The 313-nt window shown below is 38.7% G+C and carries 1 protein-coding gene; it reads left to right on the top strand.

All coding sequences use genetic code 11. The features are described from left to right. Window positions 1–313 (top strand): Type 1 glutamine amidotransferase-like domain-containing protein (locus tag GPK83_RS16460; RefSeq protein WP_252196400.1); only part of this gene is annotated, 313 nt, incomplete at both ends.

A 313-nucleotide genomic window follows, 5' to 3' on the forward strand; every position in this document is an offset into this window, starting at 1 on the left:
TATTTTTATGTTCGCACTTTTCAAGTGTAGGAAGTCTGATAAAGGAAGAAATTGAAAATAAGAAAGTCGCATTTATTCCAACAGCTTCACTGCGTGAAGGCTACACCGGTTATGTCGGCTCGGCTCGAAAATTATTCAAAAAGTTGGGAGCAATCGTAACTGAAATTGATATTTCAACGGAGGCTTATTCAACGATACAGTCTGTTTTTGAAGAAGCAGATGTGATATATTTTACCGGCGGAAATTCTTTCTTTCTTATGGACCAGCTCCGTAAAACGGGAACTGATGGACTGCTGAAAAAGGAATTGGCAAA

The sequence above is a fragment of the Clostridium sp. MCC328 genome, assembly GCF_018785465.1.
Classification (GTDB): Bacteria; Bacillota; Clostridia; order Lachnospirales; family Lachnospiraceae; genus Pilosibacter; species Pilosibacter fragilis.